The following is a 26,539-nucleotide window of genomic DNA, read 5'->3' as shown; positions in this document are numbered from 1 at the left end:
GCCACCGAAGACCCGGTCTGCTCCGACGGCATGAACTTCTCCGCCCACAACACCTACGCCGACGACGGCGCCATGATCGACAAAGGCGTCGCCTTCGCCTCCAGCCACCTCGACGCGGGAACCGGCGGCCCCGCGGGGTCGCCGGTCAGGGGCTTTTCGGGCGGCTGAGCGACCGCTCGGCTAGCGTTGGCCGCCTTGGGTATTCAGGTAGGCGACGATCCCCTGGGTGACCGCGGCGGCGTACTTCGCCCGGCCGTCCGGGCTTTGCATCCGCGCGGCGTCGTCGGCGTTCTTCATGTTGCCGAGTTCGACGAGGATCGCCGGGTACTGGGCCAGGTTGAGCCCCGCGAGGTCATCCCGGCCGTACAGGCCGCCCGAGCCGATGTAGTTGGCCGGCTGGAATCCGGCCTGCACCAAGGCGTCCCGCATCGTGTTGGCCAGCTGGACGGCCGGGCCGGCCTGCACCTCGTTCATTGGCGGGCTCGAATAGTTCACGTGGAATCCGCTGCCGGACACGGGTCCGCCGTCGGCGTGGATGCTCACGATAGCGTCGGGCCGCATCGCGTTGGCCGCCGCCGCGCGCTGGTCCACGCAGGGGCCGACGGAGTTGTCGTCGCCTCGGGACAGCTGGGTGCGAACACCCATCTGGCTGAGCGACTCGTTGATCAGCGCGACGACCGCCCAGGTGAACGCGTGCTCGGGATAGCCGTCGTTGGTGGCGGCGCCGGACATCTGGCACGCCTTGGTTCCGCCCCGTCCGTTGGGCACCTGCTGGTTGATCGAGGCGTCGTTCACGGCGTTGTGGCCCGGGTCGAGGAAGACGGCCGAGCCCGCGACACCGGCGCCGGCGCGCGGGGCGGTCATGAGCCCGGCGCCGATCAGCACCGGCGCGAATTTCAGCACCTCGCGCCGTGAAACGGGTCCCGGCCGGCCGGGGTGGTCACGCATCGCGCGATGGTAGCAATCAGACGTCGGTCAGCGCCCGGGCCGCTTCGCGGAACATGGTCTGCTTGATCGCGCCGAGCGTGCCGGGGTCCTTGCCGCCCAGCGGGCGCAGCAGGTCGGTGGCCGCCGCGATCACCTCGCCTTCGGCCGCGGTCGCGTCGACGATGCCGAATTCGGCGGCCTCTTCACCGCCGAACCGCCGCCCGGTCGTCATCGAGGCCACCGCGGCGCGGGGCGTGAGCTTGGCCTGGATCAGGGCGGCCATGCCGTCGGTGAACGGAATCCGGATATCGACCTCGGGGAAGCAGAAGAACCCCCGGTCGGCGCGCATCACCCGCACGTCGTGGGCCATGGCGAGCATGGCGCCGGCGCCGAAGGCGTGCCCGGTCACCGCGGCGGCGGTCGGCATCGGGAAGGTGAGGACGCGAGCCAGCAGGGCCTGCACCCGCCCCACGTATGCCTGCGTCTGCTCGGCGTGGGCGCCCAGCCAGTCCAGGTCCAGCCCGTTGGTGTAGAACTTGCCGCTTGCGGTCGTGACCAGGCCCTGGGCGCCGGCCTGCTGGATCTCGTCGAGCTGCTCGTTGATCGCGTCCAGAAACTCCGGAGAGAACCGATTCTCGTCCTCGCCGAGGTGCAGCACCGCGATCTTGTCGTCCCAGCTGCATGTCGGTGTCATGTCGTGTCCTTCTCTCTCGTTGTGCGCCGGGGCTCACCGACGTCGAGCACGGCGCGGACCGCGGCGCGCAGCCGCTCCCGCGCCTCTGGATCTCTGATCCTGTTGCGGCGCAACAGGATAGCCGTCGGCAGATCGACGATGCAGGTCGTGATGACGCCGACGGCCGCGGCGTCCTTGCGGTCCCACAGGCCGCGGGCCAGCCGGATCATCGTCTCGACCAGCAGCCGGTCCAGGTCGTGCAGTTGGGTCGCGATCTCTGGCGGAGCCTCCGGGCCCAGCAGCTCGTCGCGGCGCACCGTCAGCAGCAGCTGCGACGACTCCGGGTAGCTTTCGGCGAAGACTGCCGGTGCCTCGGCCGCGGCCACCACGGCGGCAACACCATTCCCCTCGGGTGCGGCGTCGATCAATTCGCCTTGCGCGCTGAGGAATCGGTGCCCGGCCCGCAGCCAGGCACCCCCGACGAGGCCCGCCCGCGAACCGAACGTGTGGTACAGCGCGCCGTTAGAGACCCCGATCGCGTCGCCGACGGCTCGGATCGTGACCGACGCGGGCCCGGACCGCACCGCCAACCGTTCGACGGCATCCAGGATCTGGTCCTGGTCGTGAACACGGGGTCGCGGCATTCCGGCATAGTAACAGAGCAGACGCTCTGTTATAGCGTGCGGCCGGTTCACGCGATCGCAGCACCGCCTTAACGCGAAACCCGTTTGATCGCGAGGGCCGATCGGGAACCCCCTGCCCATGGGTAAGGTCACTCAGGTCAACGAAGAGATGCTGTTGGCGGATATCGAGCGGCAATTGGTCGACGAGTTCCCGCACGTCCCATCAAAGGTCGTCGACGCCCTCATCCGCGAAGAGCACGCCCGGTTCGCGCACAGCCGCGTCCGCGATTTTGTCCCGCCGTTCGTGGAGAAACACACCCGCGAGCAACTGCGGGCGCAGTCCAACTGAGGAAACGCCTACCGCCAAGATTCTCGGCTTTCCGACCCGGGCGAGCGGATCTGCGCCTACGCTCAGCAAATGGTCGGGCGTAAATGGGTCATGCTGAGCATCGGCGCGATGGCCGCGGCAGCCACCGCGGTGCCCGCGATCGCGCGTGCCGACACCCAGAGCTTTCAATCCCCGTCCGGGAACATCTACTGCGTTCTGGATAGCGCATTTGTCGCGTGCGACATCAGTGACTTCGATTACCAGCCACCGCCACCACCGGAGTGCGGCAAACACCTCGCCTGGGGAAATCGCTTCGTCCTGACCCAGGGTCAACCGGTCGCCATCCACTGTCACGGCGACACCCTGCGCGTCGCCGGCGAGCCGACACTCGACTACGGCCAGTCCAGGTCCGCCGGGACCATCACCTGCGACAGCCAGCCGTCGGGCATGACATGCACCGACAGCAGCACCGGGCATTACTTCCGGGTGTCGCGGGATTCCTACGATCTGGGCTGAGAGCCGTTCCGCTCCAACCGCTTACGCAACCGTACAAAATAGTATGGTACGGTCGTGCCATGTCCGCGGTCGACACTCGCCCGACGTATGGGATCACCGACGCGTTCGTTGCCCGGCTCGCTGAGCGCGCCGACGAGGCCGAGCGGCTGCGCCGGCTGCCCGCCGCGACGGTGAGCGAGTTCCGGGAGACCGAGCTGTTCCGGCTGTTGCTCCCGGCTCGCTTCGGGGGCATCCAGGCGCCGTTTCCCACACTCCTGGAACCGATTCGGCGGATGGCGCATGGGTGCGCGTCCAGCGCCTGGACGCTGGGTTTCTACGCCCTGCACAACTGGATGCTGTCGCTGTTCGACATGCGGGTGCAGGAAGAGGTGTTCGCCTCGGGACCGGTGCTGGCGCCCGCTCCCCTGGCCCCCACCGGCCGCGGCGTCCCGGCCGACGGTGGGGTGCGCCTGACGGGCCGGTGGGCGTGGGCCACGGGTTCGATGGACGCGGACTGGGTGATGGTCGGGGCGCTCATCGAGCGGCCCGATCGGATCGATCCGGCGCTGGTGCTGGTGCCCGCCGACCAGGTCGAGGTTGTCGACACCTGGCACACGGCGGGCATGCGGGGCACCGGGTCCCACGACGTCGTCGTCACCGACGTCTTCGTGCCGGAACATCGCATGGTCGCCGTGGCCGACATCTACGCCGGGACGGCGCCCGGCGCGCGGGCCCATGATGTGCCGACGTACCGGTGGCCGATGGTGCCCGCGCTGGCGCTGGTGGCGTCGATGCCGGTGCTCGGCGCCGCCGAGCGGGTGACCGAGCTGTTCGCCGAACGACTGGGCGGGCGCGTCTTGGCGTATAGCGGTGCGGCGCAGAAGGATCAACCGGCCGCGCAGATCCGGCTGGCGAGTGCGCGGGTGCGGTTGCGCGCTTTACGGGCGCTCGTCGACGAGACCGCCGACGGCATCGACCGGATGGTGGCCGCCGGCGAGCGGGTGCACCGATCGGTGCGGGCCGATGCGCGGCTGGCGGCCGCCCACACGGTGCACGAGAGCAAGGCCGTCATCGCCGATTTGCTGGACGCATCCGGCGCCAGCGCGCAATTCCTGTCGAATCCGCTGCAGCGCTTCAAGCGCGACGTGGACATCGCTGCCGGGCATGTCGTCTTCGACTACGATGTGAGCCGAGAGCTGGCCGGGGCGTTGGCGATTGGCGCCAAGATCTCCCCGATCGCGATGGTCTAGTCCTTGAGCATCAGCTCGAGGAACCGTTCCCGCTGCGCGATCTGTTGTGCCTGCTGCGCCGAACCGGCCAGGTGCAGCAGCCCGATCCCGGCGGCGAAGGTCAGCTCGGCGCGCAGCTTGGCGTCGTCCGGGCTGAAGCCGTAGTCGCTGTAGGCCTTGGTGACGGAGCGCAGCAGGCGCCGATCGGCCGCACGGATGTTGGCGGCGGCGGCCGGGTCGGTCCGGGCCCATTCGCGCATCGCCCGTTCGAGCGTCCAATGCCCCGGACTGGTCAGCGCGGTCATCATGGCGGACAGCCGCTCTCGCGGCGGCAGCGCGTCGAGCTCGGCCAGTGACTGCCGGTCCTTCTCGAGGAAGGTGTTCCACGATTCGACCAGCGCGGCCCGGTAGCTGTCCATGTCCTGGAAGTGCCAGTAGAAGCTGCCCCGGGTGACGCCCGCCTGCTGGCACAGGCGCTCGATCTTCAGGGCGCGCACCCCCTGCTCGGCGAGCAGCGTGTAGCCGGCCTGCAGCCAGTCCTCCACGGACAGACGCGGGGGCTTGCGCACGGTCACAGATGAAGGTTACGGGGGACGCTTCCGGGCGCGGATACGTCCGTCATCAGGGTCTCTGCGCGGGTCCGGGTGAACTCCTACCCAACACCTGGCAAAGCGGAGCGGTCGGCGCGGCACATGGGTGTAATGTCCGAGTTTGCTAGCCGACAAATTCCTGTTAACTCTTGGCACGCTTGCTGGGATGCCGAAGATCAGGAGGTGCCGTGAGCACAGCCGAGGTGCCCGACCTGTCGGCGACAATCGACAACGACGAGGTCGTGGTGTCGTTGCACGACGAGGCCCTGCTGCTGGGCGGTGACCCTGCCGCCGTCGAGTCCTATCTGACCCGGCTGCGCGCAACCGCCGGCCACGCCATGCGCGTCGCCGGCATCGACAGCGCCTCGCTCGCGAACGCGGCGATCGCCGGGCTGGCTACCTTGCTGGCCGACTCCGGCAAGTATGTGCAGTTGCACCGCGACACCGTGGAGGCGTTGAAGGAAGGCAACCTCGTCCCCCTCAGCGACGGCTTCTTCCGGCTGACCACCGGAGCCGATGCCGGCGAGCTCCTGGCGCAACTGCAATGGCGACCGGAACTGCTCGGCCCGGAGGTGATGCTGTCGGCGCAGATGATCGCGGTGCAGATGGCGCTGAAGTCGGCGGTCGCTGAGGTGGAGGACGCCGTCCGCCGCGTGGAGGACAAGGTCGAAGCGGTGCTTGACGTCGCCCGCGCGCAGCGCGCCGGTGATGTCCTGGGCACCAGCCTGACGATCTCGCGGATGGTCGACTCGTTGGACAAGTACGGGTCGCTGCCCGATGCGTACTGGGATTCGGTGGCCATGCTGGGGCCGGCCCTGAACGTCACCGTCGAGCAGCTGCGCAACCACGTGAGCCGGATCCTGACGTCGTTCGATCACGAGCTGGGTGTGCAGCAGCGCGCCGGGAAGCTGCGAAATGCCATCAGCGAGAACCGGCTTGGCGACACCCTGAGCCTGCTGGTCATCGCCGAAGAAGCGTTGCACAAGTGGCAGCGGCTGAACCTCGCCCGCATCGAGGCGAAGGAGCCCGAGCAGCTGTTGCGCGCGATCGACGAAGCTCGCGAGCTCGTCGACCACCACCTGCACGAAGACCTCGACATCTACCGGAGCGCGAAGGAAGTCCTCGACCGGTTCGGGAAGACGGCGGCCATCGACGGCTTCCGCTTCTGGGCGGTGCGCGAGCTGGCCAAGCAGCGCGGCGCCCTGCGCGACGAGCTCGACCGCTTCGCCGCGGCCCGTCAGCACCAGGTGGATACCTGGGAGGACTTCCACATCCCGAGCGTGCTCGACGCCGCCCTGGCCACCCTCGAAGCCGTCGGAAGCGTGACGGGCCGTGTGCTTGTGGCCGCCGGCCGGGGGGTCGTCTACCTGGGCGGGCAGGTAGCGGGCCCGTTCCGGGGCAAAGGTAGCGATGAATCCTCTGAGGCGAGCAGCTCTGAGCTCGAGGAACACCAGTCGGCGTCCTGACTGGGCACAGTGCGTCGTCATTGACTGTGGTCGGGGCTGCCTCGATACTCCACCAGTACCGCCGTCGACCATCAACGGCTCGCGGCTAAAGTGCTTGGCGCGCAGAGGAGGTCGACGTGATCGATTTGGGGCTATCCGGCAAGCGCGCGGTTGTGTCGGGTGCGGGCTACATCCCCGAGCGTGCAGGCCACGGCTGGTTCACGTCGTTGGCCCTGGCCGAAGCGGGCGCCTCGGTAGCTTGCATCGATATCGACGAGCAGCGCGCGGAGCACATTGCCGGCGAGATCGTCGGGCGCGGCGGCACTGCAGTCCCGATCGTCGCCGACATGACCGACCCCGTGCAGGTCGGCCGGGCGATCGATGACGCCGTCGCGGCGCTGGGCGGTGTCGACGTGTGCGTCGACATCATCGGTGGTGCGACCTGGTCGAAGGTCGAGGACTTCACCACCGAGCTGTGGGACGCGGCGATCCACTACAACCTGACCCAGGTGTTCTACCTCTTTCAGGCCGCGGCCAGGTACATGATCGGCCAAGGCAGCGGTGGATCATTGGTCGCGGTCGCCTCGGTCGACGGCATTGCGGCCGCGACCTACCACGCCGCCTACGGCGCCGCCAAGGCCGGCGTCATTTCTTTGGTCAAGACCTTCGCAGATGAACTGGGCCGCTACGGCATTCGCGCCAACGCGGTCGCTCCGGGCAATGTGGGCTCCGGCAACGAGGACCAGCCGCCGAACGAGTACAACGTCAACGGAATCAATCCGCTGGCGGCGCCCCGTGCGCATGACATCGCCAACGCCGCGCTGTTCCTGTCCTCCGAGCTGGCCGGCCGCATCACCGGTCAGACGCTGGTCGTCGACGGCGGTGCCACCATTCGGCAACTGTGGGGGCTGGGCGAGTCGATGATCCCGGCCAACCCGGACGGTGCGCGGCCCGACTTCATGAGGCCCGGGCCGTCCGGCGGCTAGCGCTGGTGCACCAGCGGCAGGCCGGACACCGAGCTTCTTCCCTTGAGTACGTACGGGGCCGCGATCGAGCCGATGTAGATGTCGCGCATGTCGTGCCCGCCCCAGGCGATGCTGGTCGGGCCGTTCAATAGCGCGCCGTCGGGGTCTTCGATGACGGTCGTCGCTCGGCCGTCCGGGCGGATCGCGACGATCTTGTTGGCCAAAACCAATGTGACCCATAGGTTTCCCTCGGCGTCGAACGCGCACCCGTCGGCCATGCCCCAGCGGCGACCAACCTCCGGGTCGGCCAGGAACCGGCCATATTCCGGGCCATACTCGTCCGGGCGCCGGCCGCCCAACGGCGGGCCGTATTGCTCCTGAGGACCAAGTGTTTCGCCTTCGATTCGAAACCGCACCACATCGGCGGTCAGCGTGCGGACTACATACAGGTAGTCCTCGTCGCGATCCAGTGCCATGCAGTTGGGGAAGTTGACCGCATCGGCGACCACCTCTGCCGACTGCCGATCCGGGGCGACGCGGAAGATGAACCCGTCGGCGGTGCCGCGTGCGATGGTATCGATGAGGTCGTCCGCAGTCGTGCTTACCGAACACCACAGCGCCCCAATGGAATCCACCAGGACGAAGTTCAACCACCGTAACGGGCGTCCGTCGAGTTCTTCACCCAGCACAACCCCGATCGCGCCGGTCTCCGGGTCGAGGTCCTGCAGCTCACCCAAGCCCCAATTGGCGATCAGGAAGTGGCCGTTGCGGTCGATCGCGATGCCGTTCGGCTCGCCGCCCGCCTGGCCGATGTGATGAACGGTGTTGTCGTCAATGAGTTCTGCGACCGCAGAGGCCTTGTCGGATGCGAACACTCGGGCATCACCGGCCACGACAACATGTTCGGGGCGATCTACGCCGCGCCCGACGGGGTGCAAACCGGTCACGGCGGGGGTTTCATCCATGCTGGGCAGTATCCGCTCGCTAAAAGGCGCTGCCCTCCGCGGGCCATGCCGGTGAGATTCATACATCAGGACGAGCGCTAGATACGAGATCAGCTCGCCGGATCTGATTCCCGTGATTTTCACGACCAGGTGGCGGAATCGGGCTAACCTCGCGGTGCTATGAGCATCGACGACGAACTCAACACAGAGTTGGGCCGCTACGGCTACAAACTCGACACGTCTGCCCTTCAGAGTGGCGCCTACCAGGTCACTCGCCTCGACGAGTACGCCGGCTACTCGGCGACGTTCAACGATGTCGAGGGCGTCCAGACATTTCTCCAGCGTCTTGCCGAGAGCGACAACCTCTGGTGCATCCATCTCGACCACGGCAATGTCGACGTGAATCGGTCGACGGGCGAGGTCACCCCTCGCGACGGGGGGCCGTTGTTCAACCTCAACGACTTACATCCCGATGAGTGGTCAGGCGCTTCCGATGAAGCTCCCCGGGCTATCAGCGCGGCCGCTCTAATGACAGGCATCAAATCTGTATCAAGTCCAATTCTCGACCGCCGTATGGGGGATTGTGGTTCAAGCGGGTCTAAGGGCGACAGCAAACCATCGTTCATGCGGTTGATCCGGGTCGCCCTTTCATTTATCAGACGTTAAAAGACCAGAAAGCGCCGTTTTGTGCATTCCAGCGCTGCCGTCCGAACCTTTATCGCATAAATCCAACTCATCCTGGGCAAACTGCTCTGTAACAGGAGTCAATTCGACGGACGCTGTTCGCAGCGAAGAGAAGGAAGTGTGCTGTGACGTCACTCCTAGGCGGGACTTTTGGGCGGTATGAGATCCGGCGGCTGCTCGGCCAGGGCGGAATGGGTGAGGTGTACGAGGCATACGACACCAAGAAAGACAGAACAGTCGCGCTCAAGTTACTCACGGACCGGTACGCCAAAGACGAGACATACCGTGCGCGGTTTCTGCGGGAGTCCCATGCCGCAGCAGTCCTGCAGGAACCGCATGTCATCCCCATCCACGACTGGGGAGAGATCAACGGCGTTCTCTACATCGACATGCGGTTGGTCCGCGGACAGACATTGCACGACATGCTCGAGAAGGGCCCCCTCGAACCGGAGCGAGCGACCGACATCATCCGCCAGATCGCGGCGGCGCTGGACGCTGCCCACGTTGAAGGACTAATCCATCGCGACGTCAAGCCCCAGAACATCATCGTCACGCGCGACGATTTCGCGTACTTGGTCGACTTCGGTATAGCCGAAGCCAAGGGCGACACGCACCTGACGATGGCGGGGTACCAGGTCGGCACCTTCGATTACATGGCCCCGGAACGATTCGGCGACGGGGAAGTAACGGCGTCGGTGGACATCTACTCGCTCGCCTGCGTCCTGTACGAGGCGCTGACCGGCGCGAAGCCGTTCCCGGCGCACAGCGCCCAGCAGGTCATTGGCGCGCATATCTCGTCGCCACCGCCACGACCGAGTGCCGTCAATCCACGGGTCCCCGCGGCCCTCGACGAGATCATTGCGCGCGGCATGGCAAAGGACCCCGACGATCGCTACGGGAGCGCTGGCGCCCTGGGACGCGCCGCCAAGCGCGCACTATCCGCAGAACCATCTGGCGCGCCACTCGCGGACACGCTGCTTGCGCCCCGATACATCGATGCGCCTACTAGCTATCCGCCGTTCAATGCCCAATACGCCTATCCTGCAACGGGTCCGATGCCGACAGCCAACGTTGACCGAGGACGCTCAAGGCAGTTCGTCGTGGGGGTCTCTATCGGGGTAGCGGTGGCCTTGGTGGGCGGCGTCGGTGTTGTCATCGGCCTTCTCGCGCACCGGGACTCCAACAACTCGGACTCGCCGCCGTCGTCACTGGTGCCTTACACCAATCCCGTGACGAGCTCATACCCTACTGAATCCTCCTCGGCGACGAACCCGGCCCAGGCTCCCACCAATACAGCGACATCCGCGCCGCAAGACCCCGTTCAGGAGCTCCGCCAGATCGCGAATGACGATCGACCTTGGGTAAGCGCGCAACTCGCGGACCATTGGGTGCCGCAACTGAGTTCCAAGCGTCCCGGGGTCTTTGACAACGGCCACGTGTGGGACAACGCAATGACCCTCCAAGAGCACCTTCAGCTGAGGCAGCGGTACTCGAACGTGCGGCTGCTGTGGTCCGGCGACTGGACGACGTTCTCAGCGACGGATTTCTGGGTCACCGTCGCCGGCGTTACTTTTGGCGACCCCGGCGGTGCGCTGGCGTGGTGTCGGTACCAGGGAATTGATCGGGACCACTGCGCAGCCAAGATCATCAGTACGACGCATCCCGTCGCAGGAAGCACGGCCTACAACTGATTCGGTGATTAAGTGCGATGTCGGCATGAGCAGGACGGCTCGAATCCGCGACATACGGATTATGGGCCCTTGGCCACCGCTGACTAGGCGACCAGGTCAAGCCTTTAGCCGCCGCCGGAACTCGACGAACCCGTCTGAGGGCGAGGCGGTAGCGCCGACAACCACCCCTCCGAAAGCAACTCCAGCAGCTGCCCATCCGGATCCCGGATCATCGCCATCGCCTCGGTCACCGTCCCGTCGACCACCGCTCCCCCGAACTCCGCGACCTTCTGCAACGCGCCAGGAAGATCGGATACCGAAAACGAAATATGCGTCAGCCCAACCTGATCCATGACGCGTTCCGACCCGGCGTGGACCCGACGCTTCGAGTAGTCCATGAGTTCGAGCACAAACCCGTCGCGCACCAAGTAGGTCGCATGCACCCCGAGCGGCTCGGGAAGCTGCACCAGCTTGGCGGTGGGCCCGTCGGGCGGATCAAGCTCCCACCAGAACTGAAACCCGAGCACGTTCTCGTAGAACCGCCGCGACCGCTCGCGATCCGAGATGCACAATCCGACATGGTTGAACGTCGTCCGGCGACTACTCATCGCGGCCTTTCTCCACAGAACCACGGGGCGTAATAATGCAAAGATAGTGTAGATAGCCGAGCTCACTCCGCGGTGGAGGACTTTCAGATGACAACCCGTCCCGACGTCACCGAAGACGCCGTCGTCGACTTCGACCACCACTCCGACGGGTTCAACCTCGACGAGCTGGCCATCAATGCCGAGCTCAGACAACGTTGCCCGGTCGCATGGAACGAGAACTACGGCGGCTTCTGGTTCCTCAGCAGCTACGAGGCCGTCAGCCGGACGGCGAGAGACGGCGACACCTTTGCCCACAAATATGAGCCCAACTCCGAAGACGGCGTCGACTACCAAGGCGAGATGGGCGTCCCCCGACCCGAGGGCCAACCGGCCCTGGGCATCGGCGAGGTCGACGGCCCCTACCACCTCGCCCTGCGGCACGCGCTAGCCCCGTTCCTCTCCCCCGGCGCCGTCCAAAAACTCAAGCCCTTCATGGAACAAAAGGCGCATGAGTTCCTCGACCAAAAAATCGAAGACGGGCAGATGGACCTCGTCCTCGACTACGCCAGCCCGGTCCCCGCCATCCTCACCATGAAGCTGATGGGCCTGCCGCACGACAACTGGCACCTCTACGCCAACCTCTTCCACTCCGTCATGGCCGTCCCCCAAGACAGCGCCGAGTACCTCGACGCCATCGCCAAAGTCCCCGCCATGATGCAAGAAGTCCTCGAGTACGCGGCCGGCAGGCGAGCCAGGCCGGAAGACGACCTCACCAGCTTCCTCATCCAGTTCGAGTTCGACGGCCAGCGCCTCACCGACGAACAGCTGCTCAACATCCTCTGGAACCTCATCGGCGGCGGCGTCGACACCACCACCTCGCAGACCGCGCTCACGCTCCAATACCTGGGCACCCACCCGGCCCTCAGACAACAACTCATCGACCACCCCGAGCTCTACCGCACCGCCACCGACGAATTCCTGCGCTACTTCTCGGTCAACCAAACCCTCAGCCGCACAGTCACTCACGACGTCGAACTCAACGGCCAATGCCTGAGGAAGAACGACAAAGTGGTCATCAGCTGGCTCTCCGCCAACCACGACGAAAAGGAATTCGAGCAGCCCGACGAGATCATCCTGGACCGCACACCCAACCGCCACCTCGCCTTCGGCCTCGGGCCGCACCGCTGCATCGGCTCACACTTGGCGCGGCTGATGGCCGAAGTGATGGTCAAGGCCGTCCTCGACCGCATCCCCGACTACCAAGTCGAGGTGCAAAACGTCCACCAATATCTCGGCAACCCGAGCATGACCGGCCTGGGCACGCTGCCGGTCACCTTTACCCCCGGAGCGAAGCGAGGGTAGATGCCCGCCAACCCGATGACGCAAGTGCTGGGCCCGTTCACCCGCACCGGCGGCTTCTACGCCCGCTCGTGGGGCACCTACCTGGATCGTCAGCCCGACGAGCTACCGGTGGCCCGGCCCACCATCGGGCTCGCGGCCCAGGCATTCCGCGACGAAATCCTGCTGGCCGGCTTCAGCCTGCTGCGCCGGGCTCCCGACGCCAAAACACTCGAGCGGATTGACAGCGAAGTGCTTGCCGCACAAGAGTTTTACGGTAGCAAGGGCTGGCTTGACGATCCCGAGGGGTTCTTTGCAGCTCCCCCACTCCCCACCGACGTGACGGTCAAGCGCGTCAGCAGCATGGGACGCAACTACGAGCGGCTGTCCTTCGACAGCGACTACGAACCCCATGAGGGCGAACCCGCCCGGGAACGGTGGCGCGGCCACACCGGCAACAACCGCGAATACGCCCTGATGTTTCGGCACCGCCGGCCGCGCCCGTGGCTGGTCTGCATCCACGGCGCCGAGATGGGACGCGCCGCACTCGACCCCATGCTGTTTCACGCCTGGCACCTGTACCGGGATCTCGGCCTCAACGTCGTGCTGCCGGTACTCCCCCTGCACGGCCCCCGGGCTAGCGGCGGACCAAAGTTCCCAAGTGAGGACGTGCTCGACGACGTCCACGGCGCCGCCCAGGCGGTCTGGGATATCAGGCGCCTCATCGCCTGGATCCGGGCGCAACAGCCCAACACCGCGATCGGGGTCAACGGCATCTCGCTCGGCGGGTTGATCTCGTCGCTGGTCGCCAGCCTCGACGACGGCCTCACCTGCGCCATCCTGGGCGTGCCGGCCGTCGACCTGGTGAACCTGGTCGGCCGCCACGCCGGCCTCAGCGGCCACACCGCCCTGCGCCACACGATGGACTCGGCCAAACCCCTCGGCCGGATGATCTCGCCGCTGGCACTGACCCCGCGCGTGCCGCAACAGGGCCGCTTCATCTACGCCGGCCTTGCCGACCGGCTGGTACACCCGCGCGACCAGGTCACCCGACTTTGGGAGCACTGGGACAAACCCGAAATCCAGTGGTACCCAGGCGGTCACACCGGGTTCTTCCGTTCGCGGCCGGTGCAGCGCTTCATCGACGACGCGCTCGTGCAGTCGGGGCTGGCCGACAACAGATGACTGCCTCCTACCTGCGATGGATAGCGACGAACGCGGCCAAGCCATTGGTCCATGCCTATCGGCGCACCGGTGCCGACGTGCCCTTCGGTGATCCCGTTCCTTCGCACGGGACAGAGATGGAGGGCTGGTTCTGGCGCCTTACCGATGCCGCCTCGGGTCGCGTCGTCGTCGCACTCTGCAGCGTGAACCGGAATCCAGACGGGGACTGGGCGACCGTCGCGGTCGCCCTGCATCCCGGCGACGTGGCGCGCTCCGCGGTCCTGGACCGCGCCCACGCCGAATCGTCCACGTTCTCCGTGCACGCGGGGACCGCTCCCGATTCCCGCCTGGCCGCGAGCACCGACCGGCTCCAGATCGACCTTGACGGCATCCACCTCGACCTGCATTTCACCGAACCCTTCAACTGGCCCAAGGCTTTTGGCGGTGGCGGCCTCTTCTCATCAGTCCCGTTCCTCAACCAATACTGGCACCCCTACCGGCTCGGCGGAAAGGCCAGCGGCACAGTCGAATTCCGCGACCGCACGTGGTCGTTCAGGGGCGCCCGGCTGTACACGGAACGCAACTGGGGCGCGGGCTTCCCCGAGCGCTGGTGGTGGGGTCAGGCCCACGATTTCGGCGACACCGACGTCTCGGTCGCCTTCTCCGGCGGCCTTCTTCAGCTCGGCCCGATCCGCAGGGACGTCACCGGGGTCGTCGTGCGACTCGGCGCCCAGGTCATCCGGGTAACCCCGCCGGCGACCGTACGATCGCACCTCGGCGACGGACACTGGACCGTGTCAGCACGCACACGCCGCTACCACATCGAGCTGGACGGAGACGGCACCCGCGCGGATCCGCACGTCTTACCGGTGCCGCTGCCCGCGCAGCGGCGCAACATCGACACCGACTTCGAGCACCTCGCCGGCCGATTGCATTGCAGTCTGCGGGAGTACGGCCGGGTGGTGTTCGACGGCACCTGCGAGCTGGCCGGCCTGGAGATCGGCAGCCGGCCGGCTTGATTACGACGCGGTCGCGTACTGCAACACCGGTTCCGACGAATCGACGTGGCTGCCACTGATGATCCTGAGCCGATTCGGGCGCACCTCGTAGACGACGCCGTCGACCGGGTTGGTCACATCGAACCCATCCCCCACCCGCTCCGCGTTCGACAGCTCGATGTGCGCGCCGTCGCGGATCCGCTCGCCGCGGTAGTAGTAACTGCCGCTGAGGTTTTGACAAACCACGGCCAGCGACTTGGCGGTGCGCACCACCGCGGCCGGCGGGTTCCCCGGGTCGCAGCGGGCCGTCTCCCCGACGAACCCAAGGCCGTCGGCGCCGCGCACCGGAGCCGACAGCGTCGGCGTCTTTGGCGGCGGCGGGCTCGACGGCGCGGGCGATGGCGCCTGAGCCGTCCGCGTAGGGGGCGAACCGCCTCTCGTCAACGCCGACGCAAGAGCCACCACGAGCCCGGCTATCACCAGCACCACCGCCGCCGCAGTGACCACGAACGCTCCTCGGCCGCCAACGGGCCGCCAACCGTCTGGCCGCGACGGCGAAGGCGCTTCGTCAACCGGATACGGGCTGTAGCCGGTGTCGTCGGGATTCGGATAGACCGCCTCGAACGGCCGGGTGCCAAGGGGCCCAGCGCCGACGCCCACCGACACCGGCTCGTATGCCGCGTTCACGGCCTCGCTGGCCGCCCGGGCGAGTTCACCCGCGGAAGCGAACCGCGCCGCACGCTGTTTGGCCATGCCGAGGGCGATGACGTCGTCGAAAGCCCGGCCCACGCCGCGGCGCATGATGCTGGGTCGCGGCGCCGGCGACAACATGTGCGCGCTCTTCAGCTCGGCGGGGTCCGTGGCCTCGAACGGCGGATGCCCGGTGAGGCACTCGTAGAGCAGGCAGGCCAGCGAGTACACGTCGGTCTCCGGTCCCACCCGGCCCGTGGTGAACCGCTCGGGCGCCATGTGCACGCGCGAAGGGTCGGCGTGCCCGATGCCGAAGTCGACGAGACTCGCGAAGTGATCGGGCGTCAGCAGCACGTGTTCCGGCCGGACACCCAGGTGCACCAGTCCGGCGGCATGCGCGGCGTCCAGCGCCCGCGCCACCTGCGCAACGATCGACGCGGCGCGCGGCGGCTCCAGCGGCCCCCGCTCGCGCAGCAGGTCCTTGAGGCTGCCGCCCTCGACCAGCTGCATGTCGACGTAGAAAACCCCGTTAATCGAACCGAAGTCGTGCACCGGGATGACGTGGGGCTCCTGCAACCGCGACGCGATCCCGCACTCCCGCCGAAAGCGTTGCTGGAAGCCGGGTTCCGCGGCCATCTCGGCAGGCAACAGCTTGACCGCGACCGTCCGGTCCCTAACCGTGTCGTGCGCCCGGTAGACCTCGCCCGTCGCGCCCGCGCCGATCAGCGATCGCAGCTCGTAGGGCCCGAACCGGGTGCCAAGCCGCGAGGTCAATGCGCAGTCCTTTCGCTAGGTCGTAAAGGTCCAGCCGTCCGGATTCCCGAATTGGGCGCCGACCTAACGTGCGGCGGCTCACGCGTGCGGCGGCACCGGGCACCAGAATAGGCCGCAATTGAAGTTGGGTGGTCCGGCCGGCGCGCGCGGGGTGGCGTTGATCGGGCCGCCAGGCCACCCGTAGACGGCGCCGGTATCAGCGTCGACGACGCCGCGGTAGTCGTAGTAATAGAGGTGGCACACACCCATGTCCCAGCTGATGAAGTTGTCCGGGACACGCTCGCCCGGGCACCACTGGCCGCAGGTGTGCCCGGCCGGGCAGTTCCCTCCGACATGGCCGTACGGGTCAGCCTGCGCCGCGCCCGCGGCCAGCCCCGCGCCGATGCCGGCCGTCAGCAACGCGCCGGCCATCCACTTCTTGTTCATGCCGTAAGCACACAACCGCCGGATGGCTACCGATCCCATATCGACGTCAGCCGCCGTGTCCGCCGGCTACGACAGGGACAGCGCTTAACGGTCGAACTACTGCCCGCCTTTCAGCGACTCGGCCAATCTTTCGCCGTCGGGTGTCAATTGGAGCCATACCGCCAGATCCCACAGCGTGGGTTCGTCGTAGTGGCCGACGAAAAGGTCGCGGAGGCGCTCCATGGCAGCATCGATCGAGAGATCCCAAGGAATCACTCGTTCATCGGAAGCGCCGAGTATGTCTCCGATCTTCATGAGGCCGTCGTCGAGCAGGGAGCGAATCGTGCGCAGCACCAAGTTTTGCTCGTCCTCGGCGGTATCGGCGAGGTGGTGACGTTTCGTGACAGAGGTGACCTGCGCCATCGGGACACACATTGCCAGCCCGTCGAGCAGCAGCTCGTTGCGCAGGAACTCCTCCGCGCTAATTCCCGCCTTGTTGTGCCCTAGATGTCGGTCATCGGGCTGAGTCATCATTTTCTCCTGTGTAAGAGTTCTTTAGGTTGTTAGCGTCGGTCGTCATTCTTATGGGCCTTCGAATTCTTCGGGAATCTCGCCGAGAAGCGGCCATTTGTGGTCCAAAGTATGCGGAATATGGATGGGATGCGGGCCTGTTGCAGGGGAGTTTGGGGGCAGGCCGCCGAAACCTGGCATTGCTCCCCCGCCCTCTGGGGCGCCAGGGGCGGGTTTGACAGGTGGCGGCGCTTCGACGGGCGCACGGACCGGTGTCTGCGAAGTAATAACAGGTTCCCCGCCCGCTGACGAGCCTGCGGGCCGCGGACCAGCAGGTGCCGGTATTTCGGGTACGCCACCTCTTGGGTTGATGTGAATTTTTGTATAGCCGCCTTGATCGGGGATCTTGATGTCAAGAACCGGTTTTCCGTTGGACTCGGCGACCCAGCGTTGTCCAATCGTCGTACCGTCAGGTAGCCGGTATCGAATCCCTTTGCTCGGGTCGCCGTACCCGTTCGGCATTTCAACCCCGTGCTCTTTGGCCCATTTCCACAGATTCTCAAGATCTTGCGCGGAACGCACTTCCCTGACGTCTGGTCGGTCGCCAACAGGCAGTTTGTCGAGTACCCCGCGGATATCGTCACCGCTGGCGGCGCCGGTAGGCCCGGGATTCGGTTCGCCGTTGCCACCATCTTGTTTCCAGACGCGATCGACGGCGGAGATATGGCCGTTTCGGGCTGGCGGAGGGGTGATAGAGGCGGGATGTTGCAAGAACGTGTCGCGGATTCCGGCCACGGCGGCCGTGATCTTGCCGGCGACTTGCTGATCCAGGCCAACCAGTTGCGCGGCGCTTTGACGGATTTCGCCGGCGAAGGCCTGTGCTGCAGCTTGCCTGGCGGCCCGCTGCGCGGCTGATCCCCCACCCATGCGGTCGGTGACCGAAAGGTCCTCGCCCACTTCGAATCCCGCTGAACGAGCGTCATCAACCGCGTAGCGGACTCGGGATCGGGCCGCGTACAGATCCGAGGCCCCGCTGCGAGCGACCCGGGTTGCCGCCTGTAGCTGGTCGACTGCTGCGCTCGTGGCTTGTAAGTCGGCATGCGTCGCGCAATGCAACGCGTCGGCGGCTTCGCCGCGCCAATCGACCGAGGCGGCGTCTCGCCAAACCTGATGGGCCACAACATAGCTACGCTCACCAACGGCCTCCCAGTGAGCGGCCGCCTCGGTGAGATGGTCGGTGGGCCAGGCTAACAGCGCCGACAGATTAGGAGCCCCTCCAACCGCCATCGCTACACGCTGGTCACCAAGGGAGCTACCGCAGCGAAGTCGGTGGCAGATTCAGCTTCGTTGGCAACGTAGCGCGTATCGGCTTGACCAACGCCAATGGCGCGTGCGCGCACCTGGGCGGCCAGCCTCGCGGTGAACGCCGCAACTTCAACGTGGGCACCGTTGACGGCGGCCGCGCTGGACTGACCCGACGACCCCAGCACCGTCGGCGCGGCCGTGCCGTCTAGACCGTCCACCAATGCACCCCAGCGGGCCACCATTGCCCTGACCTCGGCGCTGTCCACACGCATCGTTTGCCGCACGGTGCGAGCGTAGGCTGCACGTCACGCGCCTGCCAGTCACCCAGATGCCCCCTGGCACCCGGCAACATCAACCACCAAACGTCGCGGCTACCCGGCGGTTGGTGAAGAGCAAGCATCCACAACTCTTGTCTAGCAACGCGTGTTCCAAATCAGCCGCCGTGGCCGCCTTTGTGCTTAGGGCCCCCGTGACCGGGCGGACCCGGCGGGGGCGCCGGCTGCGGGGCGCTGCTGGGCGTGGTTGTCGCGGTGGTCGTCGGGGGCGGCGTCGGCGTGGTGGTCGTCGTGGTCGGCGTCGGAGGTGGCGCCGAGAACGGCGGATCGATGGCCAACAGGAGAAGCGCCAACAGGAACGCGCCAACGATCGCCGCGATCCACCACTTGCGCTGGGGTGCGTCCGGCTCCGGTGGCGCGCCGGCGGGCGTGTAGGTCAGCACGGCAGCCGGCGGCGCTTCCATCACCCGGGTGTGGGCGGGCATCGCTGCTGGCGGCGCGCCGGCCAGCGCGGCTCGCATCGCCCCGGCCTGGTCGAACCGCCACGCCGGGTCGCGCGCCATCGCGCGTTCGATCGCGCCGGCCAGGGGCGGCGGAACATCCGGGCGCAGCGCGGCCAGCGGCGGCGGTGACGTGTGCAGGATCGCGTGTGCCAGCGCGCCCAGATCCTCCTGCGGGAACGGCCGCCGCGCGGTCAGCGCCTCATAACCCACCACGCCCACGGCATACAGGTCGTCGAACACGGTGGCCGGCTTGGCCGTCAGCCGCTCGGGACTCAGATACGCCATGCTGCCGACGACTTCGCCCGCCCTGGTGTACGCGGCGCCGGACGTCTTGGCGATGCCGAAATCGGCGAGCTTGGGTTCACCGGCGGCGGTGAACAGGATGTTGCCCGGCTTGACGTCGCGGTGCAGGATCCCGGCGCTATGCGCCTCGGCAAGGGCGTCGAGGACACCGTCGAGCACGGCGTGCACGAACGCCGGTGGCAGCGGCCCGCGAGCGATGTGGTCGGCCAGCGACACACCCGGCAGCCGCTCCATGACGATGAACGGCAACCCGTCGTGCTCGCCGATGTCGTGGACCACCACGACGTGCCGGCCGGTCAACCGCGCCGCCGCGTGCGCCTCCGTTTCGAACCGCACCCGGCTGTCCGGCCGGTCGGCCACCCCGGGATAGAGCAGCTTGATGGCGACGGGCCGGTTCAGCTTCCGGTCCCATGCCTCGCGCACCTCGGCCATCGCGCCGCGGCCCAGGACGCCGCGCAGTTCGTACCGACCGTCGCCAAGAAGCCCGCCCGGCACCAGAGGCACTCCGTTACTGCCCTGGCCGCGGTGAGACTGGGTTCCTTGGAGGTCCGTGTCGATCTCCTGTCGGAAAGCTGGCTCCCTGCTGGTTCGGGATAACCACGCAATCCGAAATCGAAACCCGCTACTCGACAAGCGTTAAACAGCGGCGTTCCGCAGCGGTTTGTGGACCGCCCCCGCATACTCGCCGACGAAGCCGTTCCCCAACCACCACCTGGGCTCGGTGTGCTCGAAGATCTCCTCGCCGAGGGCCCGAGTGCGCACCGACCTCTTGACGGGAAAGGGATTCATCCCCGACTTGTACTCGACCCCGACCATGGCGGGGACGGCCGGGTGATCGCGCCGGGACAGCAGCTCGAAGCCGGCACCCTGGAGCATCGCGTTCAACTCGGCCGGGCGAGGGAATCGCCGAAAGTCGTGGTTCGGTTTGTGCAGGCCGAACACGAACAGCGGCCCGATCGTGACGAAACACAGCCACGTGCACAGGTTGCGATCCGGGGCGACATAGAACATGCGGCCGCCGGGCTTCAGCGCGCGAAAGACGCTGTCCATCAGGCGGCGGTGCTCGGTGCAGTGGTCAAGCACCCCGTGCAGGTAGACGAGGTCGAACCGATTGGTGCCCAACACCTCCGGGTTACGAGCGTCGCCGACGACGAAGGTCACGCCGGGCTTGCCGGCGAAGCGCTTGCGGGCAGCGTCGATCGACTTGTAGTCGACGTCGATGCCGACGATGTCCCATTCGCCCAGCTCGGGATATCGTTCGAGCAACCCCGCGATCGCCCCGCCGCCGCCGCAGCCGACGACGGCCATCGCCGGGCGTTGACCATTCGCCGCAGGAAGGTAGTCCCGGAGAAAGCCCCATGCGGCGTAGTCGATTTCGCCGACGAGACCGGCGGTGAAGCGCCACTGCTCGCTCACTTCGGCGTTGGAGAAGTAACGGACCCCGCGCTCGATCGTGCCGTTACTGATCCGCATGAGCACTCGGTCGATGAGCGAATAGTGGTATTCGGGCTCACCCGCCGCGTCGTTGGCCCGTTCACGATCGAGGAATTCGAAGTAGCTGCGCTCTTCGGGTTCGATTGGCGCTTGCCATGATTGGGTCTTGCCGAGCACACGCTGCCGAATCCACGAGTCGATCACGCGGCTGTAGACGCTGGTGTCGAACAACATGAGCTGATGGCCCCCACCGGGCATCACGAAGAAGTCCTTGGTCCCGCCGATCCGCTCGAAGCAGGCGCGGCAGTGCTCGACGCCGACGATCTCGTCGTGCTCGCCGCAGGCGATGAGGACGGGTTTCGTGTTGGCGGCGGCGGACTTTGGCGGCACGTAGTTGAACACCGAGTGGTAGCTCTTGAACCCGTACGACCAGACGTACAGCGGGTCCTTCTTCTTGGTGTCGAGCAGTCCGGGGTCTTCTTGGTAGGCGGCCTTGAAGTCGATGAACCGCCGCAACGGGACCCGCAGCCGATCGCCGACCTTGTTCGCCGCGTATTTCGCCGGCCGCGACCGGAAGAGCCGGATCGGCAGGCTCATTGGCGCCTCGTGGTTCAACAGGATGTTCATGCACACACCGGCCGTCACGGCCGGGCACGCGTCGAGCGCGTGGAATGCGACCTCCCCGCCTTGGCTAGCGCCGTGCACGACGACGGGCAGGGACGTGCGTCGCGCGGCGTAATCGGTGACCGCCCTGGTGTCTTCGAGGAACGCTTCGAAACTGAACACACCCGGCTTGCCTTCGGTGCGGCCGTGCCCGGTCAGGTCGAAGGAATACACCGCCGCGGGGTAGTGGCGGCGCATGTGCTCGGCAAACGCGTGGTAACTCTCGCTGTTGCCGGCGGTGCCGTGCACCAGCACCAAAACGTAGTCGGCCTTCTCGTTGTCGTAGCGGCGCACGAAGATTCGTTTGCCGCCGGATCCGGTCACTGCGTCTTCGACCATCGGCGGCACTGCCTGAATGGTGGTGTTCGGAGTCATCAGCCTTTCGAATCCAATCCTTCGGTGAAGCGGGCGGCGATCATCTCGGCGAAGGCGTCGAAGTCGGCGCGGAACCTTTCGGTGTCGGCGACGAACGGGCGCTGCATCGACATGCCGCGCAGCACGATTTCGCACAGACGCACCGCCTCGTCGATCGAATGCTGCGGCGCCTGGTCACCGGCAATGGTGCGCAGCAGCTCACCCAACTGCCGCCGCTGGGTATCGCGATAGTCGACATACGCGGTGCGCAAGAACTCGTTGTGGTTGGCCGCCGCCGCGAACTCGACCATGAAGGTGACGGCGTCGAGGTCGTCGATGAACAGCGTGTACAGCAGATCGGCGGCTTCCGCCAGGCCGTCGCGCACGGGCGCTCCCTGCGACAGCCGGGCCGCCGCCGCGGCGAACATGTTATTGGCCATGTCGTCGATGGCCGCCTGGAAGAGCTTTTCCTTGGTCTCGAAGTGGTAGTGCAGCAGCGTCTGCGAAACCCCGGCCTTCGCCGAGATCAGCTTCATCGAGGATTTTTCGTAGCCGTACGCGCAGAAGCAGCGCATCGTCGTCTGCAGGATGCGCTGCCGGGTGTCACCTGCGGTGTCCCTGGTCTTCGGAATCGCTTCGGTCACCATCGACTCATCTCGTTGCTTCGAATACGGTACTGCCTGATCGATCAGTCAGGCAAGGGGCGGCGCGATACCCTTTGAAGTGATGCGACCGAAAATCACCTTGACCTTCGACAACGGCCCGACCCCCGGTGTCACGGATCATGTTCTCGGTGCCCTCTCTCGGCGTCAGATGTCCGCCATCTTCTTCGTCGTCGGCGAGCAGGTTTCCTCACCGGCGGGACGCCGGCTGATCGAGCGCGCCGTGAGCGGGGGCCACCGGATCGGCAATCACTCCTTCACCCACGGCCAGCCCCTCGGCGAGCTCACCGCGGCCGAGACCATTCACGAAATCGGCAGCACGCAAGAGCTTTTGGATCAGTTCGACGATGCCGATCGTTACTTCAGACCGTGGGGAACGGAGGGCGCGCTCGAACGGCGCTGCCTGAATCAGACGGCGGTCGACTACCTCACCGCGGAGAAGTACACCTGCGTCCTGTGGAACAGCGTGCCGCGCGACTGGGCCGACCCCCGCGGATGGGTTGACCGGGCGCTCGCCGATACCAATAACCATCAGCACACCGTGGTCGTACTGCACGACCTACCCACCGGCGCGATGGAGCGGCTACCGAGGTTCTTCGATGAACTCGACGCTTCCGGTGTAGAGGTCACCACCGACCTCCCCGACGACTGCGTGCCGATCGTCCGCGGTCGGTTGCGAACACCGATCGATCACCTCATGGCGGCGATAAGGTAGCGACATGACGGCGCGGTTCTCCGAGATCGTCGGCGAGCACAACTTGCTCGCCGGCGACGCCATCCCCGACGACTACTGGCACGACGAGGTGTTGACGAAGCCGCCGCAACGGCCGGCATACGTCGCCAAACCCGCTTCAGCCGAAGAGGTTTCGCAGCTGCTGAAGGCCGCCTCGGACAACGGCGTTCCGGTGACGGCCCGCGGCTCGGGGACGGGCCTATCGGGCGCCGCGATCCCCCGCACCGACGGACTGGTGATCTCCTTCGAGCGCATGAACGCCGTCCTCGAGGTCGACACCACCAACCAGGTCGCCGTCGTCCAACCCGGCGTCACGCTCACCGAGCTGGACGCCGCGACCGCCGATACCGGCCTGCGCTACATGGTTCACCCGGGCGAGCTGTCGTCCAGCGTCGGCGGCAACGTTGGCACCAACGCCGGCGGCATGAACGCGGTCAAATACGGAATCGCCCGCCACAACGTGCTCGGGCTGCAGGCGGCGCTGCCGACCGGCGAACTCATCCGCACCGGCGGCAAGATCGCCAAGATCTCCACCGGCTACGACCTGACCCAGCTCATCGTCGGTTCCGAGGGCACCCTGGCCCTGGCCACCGAGGTGACCGTCAAGCTGCACCCGCGGCTCGACCACGCCGCCACCGTGCTCGCCCCGTTCGCCGACTTCGACCAGATCATGGCGGCGGTGCCCAAGGTGGTGGGCAGCGGCCTGGCGCCCTACATCCTGGAGTACATCGACAACGTGACGATGGCCGCGCTCGTCCACACCCAGAACCTGGAGCTGGGTGTCCCCGACAACGTCCGCGACAGCTGCGACGCCTATCTGGTTGTGGCGCTTGAGAACCGGACCGCCGACCGGCTGGACGAGGACGTCGAGCGGGCCGGCGAGCTGGTGGTCGAGCTGGGTGCCGTGGACGCCTATGTGCTGGAAGGGGTCTCGGCGCGCAAGCTGATCGAGGCGCGCGAGAAGGCGTTTTGGACGGCTAAGGCGATCGGCGCGGACGACATCATCGACACCGTGGTACCCCGCTCCGCGATGCCGAAGTTCCTGTCCACCGCGCGCGGCCTGGCCGCGGCCGCCGGTGGTGCCGCGGCGGGCTGCGGGCACGCCGGCGACGGCAACGTGCACCTGGCCATCTTCTGCAAGGACCCGGGCACGCGCAAGAAGCTCATGACCGACATCTTCGCGCTCGCAATGGAATTGGGTGGCGCCATCTCCGGCGAACACGGCCTGGGCCGCGCCAAGACCCCGTACTTCCTCGAACTGGAAGACCCGGTCAAAGTCGACCTGATGCGCCGCATCAAGCAAAGCTTCGACCCCGCCGGCATCCTCAACCCGGACGTGCTGTTCGCCACCTAGGCGCTCAGCCGACAACCGGGAAGTGGCGCTGAGCCGCAAGAGCTTTGAGCCCCTTCTGCATCACCCCGCGCACGTGCGCGTCGAGCCTTTTGATGTCTTCGGCGTCAGCGAATTTGGCGATGTCGATGGGCGGCAACAGCTCGGTGACGATCTTGGTGGGCAGCGGCATGTTGACCGGAGCGACGACGCTGAGCCCGAACGGGAAACCGATGGTGATCGGCAAGATGTCCGTGCGGAACAGCTTGCGCTCCAGCTTGGTGAGCCGAAGCGCTCGTACCAGCCATCTGCCACGGCTCACGAAGAACTGGCTTTCCTGTCCACCGATGGAGACGGCGGGCACGATCGGGACATTGGCCTCGAGAGCCGTGGTGATGTAGCCGGTTCGCCCATCGAAATCGATGGTGTTCTCCCGCAGCGTCGGCCGGTAGACGTCGAAGTCGCCGCCCGGATAGACGAGCACGACGGCACCGGCGGCCAGTGCCTCGGCGGCGTTCTCGCCCGTCGCCCGGATCACCCCGGTGCGCCGCAGAAAGTCACCGGCCGGTCCGGCGAAGATGGTGTCGAAGCCAAGCGAGTAGAGGGGCCGGTCGTAGCCGTACTTGTCGTAGTAGTCGACGGCGAACACCGGCAGATCGAACGTCGTGAGGCCGCCGGAATGGTTACCCACCACGAGCGCCGGTCCCGGTGGGATGTTGTCCAGGCCGCGCACCTCGGAACGGAAATACCGCTTGACGATCGGGCGGGTCAGCGCGACGACGTGCTCGGTCAGACCGCGGTCCCATTTATCGACGTCGGTCGAGGCATTGGGGTTGTGACTCATGTCTATGGCCTCAGATGAGCTGATCGTACGCTCGCCGATGTGAGACGAGATAGCCTCGCCGCCCGGGTTCCTGCCCTGCGATTTGCAGGGATACGCCGATGTGCCCGCCTCCGAGCGACACCGCAGTTGCGCGCCGGCCCCACCGCGAATTGTCGCTGTGAGGCGGGCACTTGGATGCCGCCTCGGCCAGGGACCCCTGTGGCCTATGTGACGCAACGGCCGCCGGCATCACATCCCGAAGTGGGTGCCCCGCACGGCCGCAACTGCCTCGGGCGGCCCGCTCAGGTCGACGTCGGCCGCGCCTTGCCTGCCGAAGAGATACAGCAGCAGCTCGCCCGGTTGGCCGCTGAGTAGTGCCGCGGGCGAGCCCGGTCGCAGCGTCACCCGCGAGCCGTCCCACTCGACGTCGAGCCCGCAACCGGCCAGCCGCCGACTCAGATAACGCCCGCCGCGGCATACGTTCCGCCACAACGCCGCATCCATGTCGGACGCCAAACAACGCTGCCCCAGTCCCTGCGCCCTGCGCACGTCCTCGTGGTGCACGAAGAACTCGTTGAGATTGGCCAGCTCGCGCACCCATCCGATGCGGAAGAACCCGACGGGCGGACCGGACCGGATCCGCGCGACGAGCCACCCGAAATCATGACGGGCCATCGCAACCCGGCGCCGCTCGGCGAACCGTTGGAAGGGGCCGGGCAGAACGAGACAAGGCCCCGCAACGACATCGCGCTCCCGCAACACCAAATGGGCGGCGAGATCGCGACAAGTCCAGCCCTCGATCAGCGTGGGCGCGGCGGGGCCGAGCTCGACGAAGAGGGCACACAGCGCGGCCCGCTCCCGCGCGTCCATCGTCGGCCCAGCCACCACCGCAGATTACGGCAATCACGCTGCGGCCCAACCAATAAACGTGAACCGGCGCACACAACCAACGGTTGTGCCCTCACAACAGCGCGACCTCTACTACCGCGCGCTCAACGCGGGCACTATGAAGCCATGAGACGTGGGCGCAACGGAGCGCCCGCGCTCACCTCTGACTGACAACATCATCGCGTCGATGCCGCGGCCAGCAGCCCTGCAGCCCCACGCACCGCGAA

28 protein-coding genes and 1 pseudogene are annotated in these 26,539 nt (G+C 66.7%); 13 read left to right on the top strand and 16 right to left on the bottom strand.

Going from position 1 to position 26,539, the window contains the following annotated elements; all coding sequences use genetic code 11:
• Positions 1-168 (top strand): annotated as a pseudogene (locus tag H7J89_RS05130) (cutinase family protein); the annotation flags it as partial.
• Between the two features lie 12 nt (positions 169-180).
• On the opposite strand, the gene H7J89_RS05125 reads toward H7J89_RS05130, so the two are convergent.
• The 3 genes from H7J89_RS05125 to H7J89_RS05115 are packed head-to-tail and all read right to left on the bottom strand — an operon-like array spanning position 181 to position 2,244.
• A complete protein-coding gene (locus tag H7J89_RS05125; protein ID WP_372513711.1) occupies positions 181-948 on the bottom strand; it encodes an Rv3717 family N-acetylmuramoyl-L-alanine amidase in 768 nt (255 codons plus the stop codon).
• Positions 949-964: 16 nt separating this feature from the next.
• A complete protein-coding gene (locus tag H7J89_RS05120; protein WP_264037081.1) occupies positions 965-1,621 on the bottom strand; it encodes an enoyl-CoA hydratase-related protein in 657 nt (218 codons plus the stop codon).
• Complete coding sequence (locus H7J89_RS05115; RefSeq protein ID WP_264037079.1) at positions 1,618-2,244, bottom strand: TetR/AcrR family transcriptional regulator; 627 nt, start codon at positions 2,242-2,244, stop codon at positions 1,618-1,620. The genes H7J89_RS05120 and H7J89_RS05115 overlap by 4 nt, the downstream gene beginning before the upstream one ends.
• A 118-nt stretch (positions 2,245-2,362) precedes the next feature.
• Between H7J89_RS05115 and H7J89_RS05110 the strand changes: the two genes are divergently transcribed.
• The 3 genes from H7J89_RS05110 to H7J89_RS05100 all read left to right on the top strand — a co-directional run bounded on the left by H7J89_RS05110 (position 2,363) and on the right by H7J89_RS05100 (position 4,296).
• Positions 2,363-2,572 carry a three-helix bundle dimerization domain-containing protein gene (locus H7J89_RS05110; protein WP_264037076.1) on the top strand — a complete coding sequence of 70 codons (210 nt, stop codon included), beginning with the start codon at positions 2,363-2,365 and terminating at the stop codon, positions 2,570-2,572.
• Between the two features lie 69 nt (positions 2,573-2,641).
• Positions 2,642-3,067, top strand: coding sequence for a DUF6636 domain-containing protein (locus H7J89_RS05105; protein WP_264037073.1), 426 nt, complete (start codon positions 2,642-2,644; stop codon positions 3,065-3,067).
• 59 nt (positions 3,068-3,126) lie between these two features.
• A complete protein-coding gene (locus H7J89_RS05100; protein ID WP_264037071.1) occupies positions 3,127-4,296 on the top strand; it encodes an acyl-CoA dehydrogenase family protein in 1,170 nt (389 codons plus the stop codon).
• On the opposite strand, the gene H7J89_RS05095 is transcribed toward H7J89_RS05100, so the two are convergent.
• Positions 4,293-4,850 (bottom strand): TetR/AcrR family transcriptional regulator, encoded by a 558-nt coding sequence (locus tag H7J89_RS05095; protein ID WP_264037068.1) that lies wholly within the window; start codon positions 4,848-4,850, stop codon positions 4,293-4,295. The genes H7J89_RS05100 and H7J89_RS05095 overlap by 4 nt on opposite strands.
• Before the next feature lie 203 nt (positions 4,851-5,053).
• Between H7J89_RS05095 and H7J89_RS05090 the strand changes: the two genes are divergently transcribed.
• Complete coding sequence (locus H7J89_RS05090) at positions 5,054-6,331, top strand: hypothetical protein (RefSeq protein WP_264037066.1); 1,278 nt, start codon at positions 5,054-5,056, stop codon at positions 6,329-6,331.
• A gap of 116 nt (positions 6,332-6,447) precedes the next feature.
• Positions 6,448-7,296 carry an SDR family NAD(P)-dependent oxidoreductase gene (locus H7J89_RS05085; RefSeq protein WP_264037064.1) on the top strand — a complete coding sequence of 283 codons (849 nt, stop codon included), beginning with the start codon at positions 6,448-6,450 and terminating at the stop codon, positions 7,294-7,296.
• On the opposite strand, the gene H7J89_RS05080 is transcribed toward H7J89_RS05085, so the two are convergent.
• Positions 7,293-8,240: an SMP-30/gluconolactonase/LRE family protein gene (locus H7J89_RS05080; protein ID WP_264037062.1), complete on the bottom strand. Its 948-nt coding sequence runs from the start codon at positions 8,238-8,240 to the stop codon at positions 7,293-7,295. The genes H7J89_RS05085 and H7J89_RS05080 overlap by 4 nt on opposite strands.
• 159 nt (positions 8,241-8,399) lie before the next feature.
• Between H7J89_RS05080 and H7J89_RS05075 the strand changes: the two genes are divergently transcribed.
• Together H7J89_RS05075 and H7J89_RS05070 are read left to right on the top strand one after the other, a co-directional pair.
• Complete coding sequence (locus H7J89_RS05075) at positions 8,400-8,885, top strand: hypothetical protein (RefSeq protein ID WP_264037060.1); 486 nt, start codon at positions 8,400-8,402, stop codon at positions 8,883-8,885.
• 143 nt (positions 8,886-9,028) lie between these two features.
• The gene (locus H7J89_RS05070; RefSeq protein WP_264037058.1) at positions 9,029-10,594 is read left to right on the top strand and encodes a serine/threonine-protein kinase; all 1,566 of its coding nucleotides are present in this window, start codon (positions 9,029-9,031) and stop codon (positions 10,592-10,594) included.
• Positions 10,595-10,698: 104 nt separating this feature from the next.
• On the opposite strand, the gene H7J89_RS05065 is transcribed toward H7J89_RS05070, so the two are convergent.
• Positions 10,699-11,181, bottom strand: coding sequence for a VOC family protein (locus H7J89_RS05065; protein WP_264037056.1), 483 nt, complete (start codon positions 11,179-11,181; stop codon positions 10,699-10,701).
• 87 nt (positions 11,182-11,268) lie between these two features.
• Here H7J89_RS05065 and H7J89_RS05060 point away from each other — a divergent pair, with 87 nt between their 5' ends.
• Genes H7J89_RS05060 through H7J89_RS05050 form a run of 3 tightly spaced genes read left to right on the top strand, consistent with a single transcriptional unit; the run spans position 11,269 to position 14,681 of the window.
• Entirely contained in the window at positions 11,269-12,522 is a 1,254-nt protein-coding gene (locus H7J89_RS05060) for a cytochrome P450 (RefSeq protein ID WP_264037054.1), read from the top strand.
• Entirely contained in the window at positions 12,523-13,683 is a 1,161-nt protein-coding gene (locus H7J89_RS05055; RefSeq protein ID WP_264037052.1) for an alpha/beta hydrolase family protein, read from the top strand. It abuts the gene before it with no gap.
• The gene (locus H7J89_RS05050; RefSeq protein ID WP_264037050.1) at positions 13,680-14,681 is read left to right on the top strand and encodes a tocopherol cyclase family protein; all 1,002 of its coding nucleotides are present in this window, start codon (positions 13,680-13,682) and stop codon (positions 14,679-14,681) included. Before H7J89_RS05055 ends, H7J89_RS05050 begins: the two co-directional genes overlap by 4 nt.
• On the opposite strand, the gene H7J89_RS05045 is transcribed toward H7J89_RS05050, so the two are convergent.
• The 8 genes from H7J89_RS05045 to H7J89_RS05010 all read right to left on the bottom strand — a co-directional run bounded on the left by H7J89_RS05045 (position 14,682) and on the right by H7J89_RS05010 (position 22,523).
• Positions 14,682-16,124, bottom strand: a complete 1,443-nt coding sequence (locus H7J89_RS05045) for a serine/threonine-protein kinase (RefSeq protein ID WP_264037048.1) — start codon at positions 16,122-16,124, stop codon at positions 14,682-14,684.
• Between the two features lie 78 nt (positions 16,125-16,202).
• The gene (locus H7J89_RS05040) at positions 16,203-16,550 is read right to left on the bottom strand and encodes a hypothetical protein (protein WP_264037046.1); all 348 of its coding nucleotides are present in this window, start codon (positions 16,548-16,550) and stop codon (positions 16,203-16,205) included.
• Positions 16,551-16,646: 96 nt separating this feature from the next.
• Positions 16,647-17,060, bottom strand: coding sequence for a hypothetical protein (locus H7J89_RS05035; protein WP_264037044.1), 414 nt, complete (start codon positions 17,058-17,060; stop codon positions 16,647-16,649).
• Between the two features lie 51 nt (positions 17,061-17,111).
• Positions 17,112-18,326, bottom strand: coding sequence for a hypothetical protein (locus H7J89_RS05030; protein ID WP_264037043.1), 1,215 nt, complete (start codon positions 18,324-18,326; stop codon positions 17,112-17,114).
• Between the two features lie 2 nt (positions 18,327-18,328).
• A complete protein-coding gene (locus H7J89_RS05025; protein WP_264037041.1) occupies positions 18,329-18,628 on the bottom strand; it encodes a hypothetical protein in 300 nt (99 codons plus the stop codon).
• A 149-nt stretch (positions 18,629-18,777) separates the two neighbouring features.
• On the bottom strand, positions 18,778-19,920 hold the full coding sequence (locus H7J89_RS05020) for a serine/threonine-protein kinase (RefSeq protein ID WP_264037040.1): 1,143 nt from the start codon (positions 19,918-19,920) through the stop codon (positions 18,778-18,780).
• Positions 19,921-20,061: 141 nt separating this feature from the next.
• Positions 20,062-21,897, bottom strand: coding sequence for an alpha/beta fold hydrolase (locus H7J89_RS05015; protein ID WP_264037037.1), 1,836 nt, complete (start codon positions 21,895-21,897; stop codon positions 20,062-20,064).
• Positions 21,897-22,523 carry a TetR/AcrR family transcriptional regulator gene (locus H7J89_RS05010; RefSeq protein ID WP_264037035.1) on the bottom strand — a complete coding sequence of 209 codons (627 nt, stop codon included), beginning with the start codon at positions 22,521-22,523 and terminating at the stop codon, positions 21,897-21,899. The genes H7J89_RS05015 and H7J89_RS05010 overlap by 1 nt, the downstream gene beginning before the upstream one ends.
• A 79-nt stretch (positions 22,524-22,602) precedes the next feature.
• Here H7J89_RS05010 and H7J89_RS05005 point away from each other — a divergent pair, with 79 nt between their 5' ends.
• The gene (locus tag H7J89_RS05005; protein WP_264037033.1) at positions 22,603-23,253 is read left to right on the top strand and encodes a polysaccharide deacetylase family protein; all 651 of its coding nucleotides are present in this window, start codon (positions 22,603-22,605) and stop codon (positions 23,251-23,253) included.
• Positions 23,254-23,257: 4 nt separating this feature from the next.
• Positions 23,258-24,625: an FAD-binding oxidoreductase gene (locus H7J89_RS05000; RefSeq protein WP_264037032.1), complete on the top strand. Its 1,368-nt coding sequence runs from the start codon at positions 23,258-23,260 to the stop codon at positions 24,623-24,625.
• 4 nt (positions 24,626-24,629) lie between these two features.
• Here H7J89_RS05000 and H7J89_RS04995 read toward each other — a convergent pair whose 3' ends face one another.
• Both H7J89_RS04995 and H7J89_RS04990 read right to left on the bottom strand, forming a co-directional pair.
• A complete protein-coding gene (locus H7J89_RS04995; protein WP_264037030.1) occupies positions 24,630-25,445 on the bottom strand; it encodes a 1-acyl-sn-glycerol-3-phosphate acyltransferase in 816 nt (271 codons plus the stop codon).
• A 228-nt stretch (positions 25,446-25,673) separates the two neighbouring features.
• Positions 25,674-26,294 carry a TIGR03085 family metal-binding protein gene (locus H7J89_RS04990; protein ID WP_276041737.1) on the bottom strand — a complete coding sequence of 207 codons (621 nt, stop codon included), beginning with the start codon at positions 26,292-26,294 and terminating at the stop codon, positions 25,674-25,676.
• Positions 26,295-26,539 lie beyond the last annotated feature (245 nt).

This window comes from Mycobacterium paraffinicum (assembly GCF_025822865.1).
Classification (GTDB): Bacteria; Actinomycetota; Actinomycetes; order Mycobacteriales; family Mycobacteriaceae; genus Mycobacterium; species Mycobacterium paraffinicum.
The sequence above is the reverse complement of the archived record's forward strand: the minus strand, read 5'-3'. Positions and strand labels throughout refer to the sequence as shown.

Excerpts from the sequence above, each read along its gene's own strand:
- H7J89_RS05125 (WP_372513711.1), bottom strand. The coding sequence starts at position 948 with ATGCGTGACCACCCCGGCCGGCCGGGACCCGTTTCACGGCGCGAGGTG.
- H7J89_RS05120 (WP_264037081.1), bottom strand. The coding sequence starts at position 1,621 with ATGACACCGACATGCAGCTGGGACGACAAGATCGCGGTGCTGCACCTC.
- H7J89_RS05115 (WP_264037079.1), bottom strand. The coding sequence starts at position 2,244 with ATGCCGCGACCCCGTGTTCACGACCAGGACCAGATCCTGGATGCCGTC.
- H7J89_RS05110 (WP_264037076.1), top strand. The coding sequence starts at position 2,363 with ATGGGTAAGGTCACTCAGGTCAACGAAGAGATGCTGTTGGCGGATATC.
- H7J89_RS05105 (WP_264037073.1), top strand. The coding sequence starts at position 2,642 with ATGGTCGGGCGTAAATGGGTCATGCTGAGCATCGGCGCGATGGCCGCG.
- H7J89_RS05100 (WP_264037071.1), top strand. The coding sequence starts at position 3,127 with ATGTCCGCGGTCGACACTCGCCCGACGTATGGGATCACCGACGCGTTC.
- H7J89_RS05080 (WP_264037062.1), bottom strand. The coding sequence starts at position 8,240 with ATGGATGAAACCCCCGCCGTGACCGGTTTGCACCCCGTCGGGCGCGGC.
- H7J89_RS05075 (WP_264037060.1), top strand. The coding sequence starts at position 8,400 with ATGAGCATCGACGACGAACTCAACACAGAGTTGGGCCGCTACGGCTAC.
- H7J89_RS05065 (WP_264037056.1), bottom strand. The coding sequence starts at position 11,181 with ATGAGTAGTCGCCGGACGACGTTCAACCATGTCGGATTGTGCATCTCG.
- H7J89_RS05060 (WP_264037054.1), top strand. The coding sequence starts at position 11,269 with ATGACAACCCGTCCCGACGTCACCGAAGACGCCGTCGTCGACTTCGAC.
- H7J89_RS05055 (WP_264037052.1), top strand. The coding sequence starts at position 12,523 with ATGCCCGCCAACCCGATGACGCAAGTGCTGGGCCCGTTCACCCGCACC.
- H7J89_RS05050 (WP_264037050.1), top strand. The coding sequence starts at position 13,680 with ATGACTGCCTCCTACCTGCGATGGATAGCGACGAACGCGGCCAAGCCA.
- H7J89_RS05040 (WP_264037046.1), bottom strand. The coding sequence starts at position 16,550 with ATGAACAAGAAGTGGATGGCCGGCGCGTTGCTGACGGCCGGCATCGGC.
- H7J89_RS05035 (WP_264037044.1), bottom strand. The coding sequence starts at position 17,060 with ATGACTCAGCCCGATGACCGACATCTAGGGCACAACAAGGCGGGAATT.
- H7J89_RS05030 (WP_264037043.1), bottom strand. The coding sequence starts at position 18,326 with ATGGCGGTTGGAGGGGCTCCTAATCTGTCGGCGCTGTTAGCCTGGCCC.
- H7J89_RS05015 (WP_264037037.1), bottom strand. The coding sequence starts at position 21,897 with ATGACTCCGAACACCACCATTCAGGCAGTGCCGCCGATGGTCGAAGAC.
- H7J89_RS05010 (WP_264037035.1), bottom strand. The coding sequence starts at position 22,523 with ATGGTGACCGAAGCGATTCCGAAGACCAGGGACACCGCAGGTGACACC.
- H7J89_RS05005 (WP_264037033.1), top strand. The coding sequence starts at position 22,603 with ATGCGACCGAAAATCACCTTGACCTTCGACAACGGCCCGACCCCCGGT.
- H7J89_RS05000 (WP_264037032.1), top strand. The coding sequence starts at position 23,258 with ATGACGGCGCGGTTCTCCGAGATCGTCGGCGAGCACAACTTGCTCGCC.
- H7J89_RS04995 (WP_264037030.1), bottom strand. The coding sequence starts at position 25,445 with ATGAGTCACAACCCCAATGCCTCGACCGACGTCGATAAATGGGACCGC.
- H7J89_RS04990 (WP_276041737.1), bottom strand. The coding sequence starts at position 26,294 with ATGGACGCGCGGGAGCGGGCCGCGCTGTGTGCCCTCTTCGTCGAGCTC.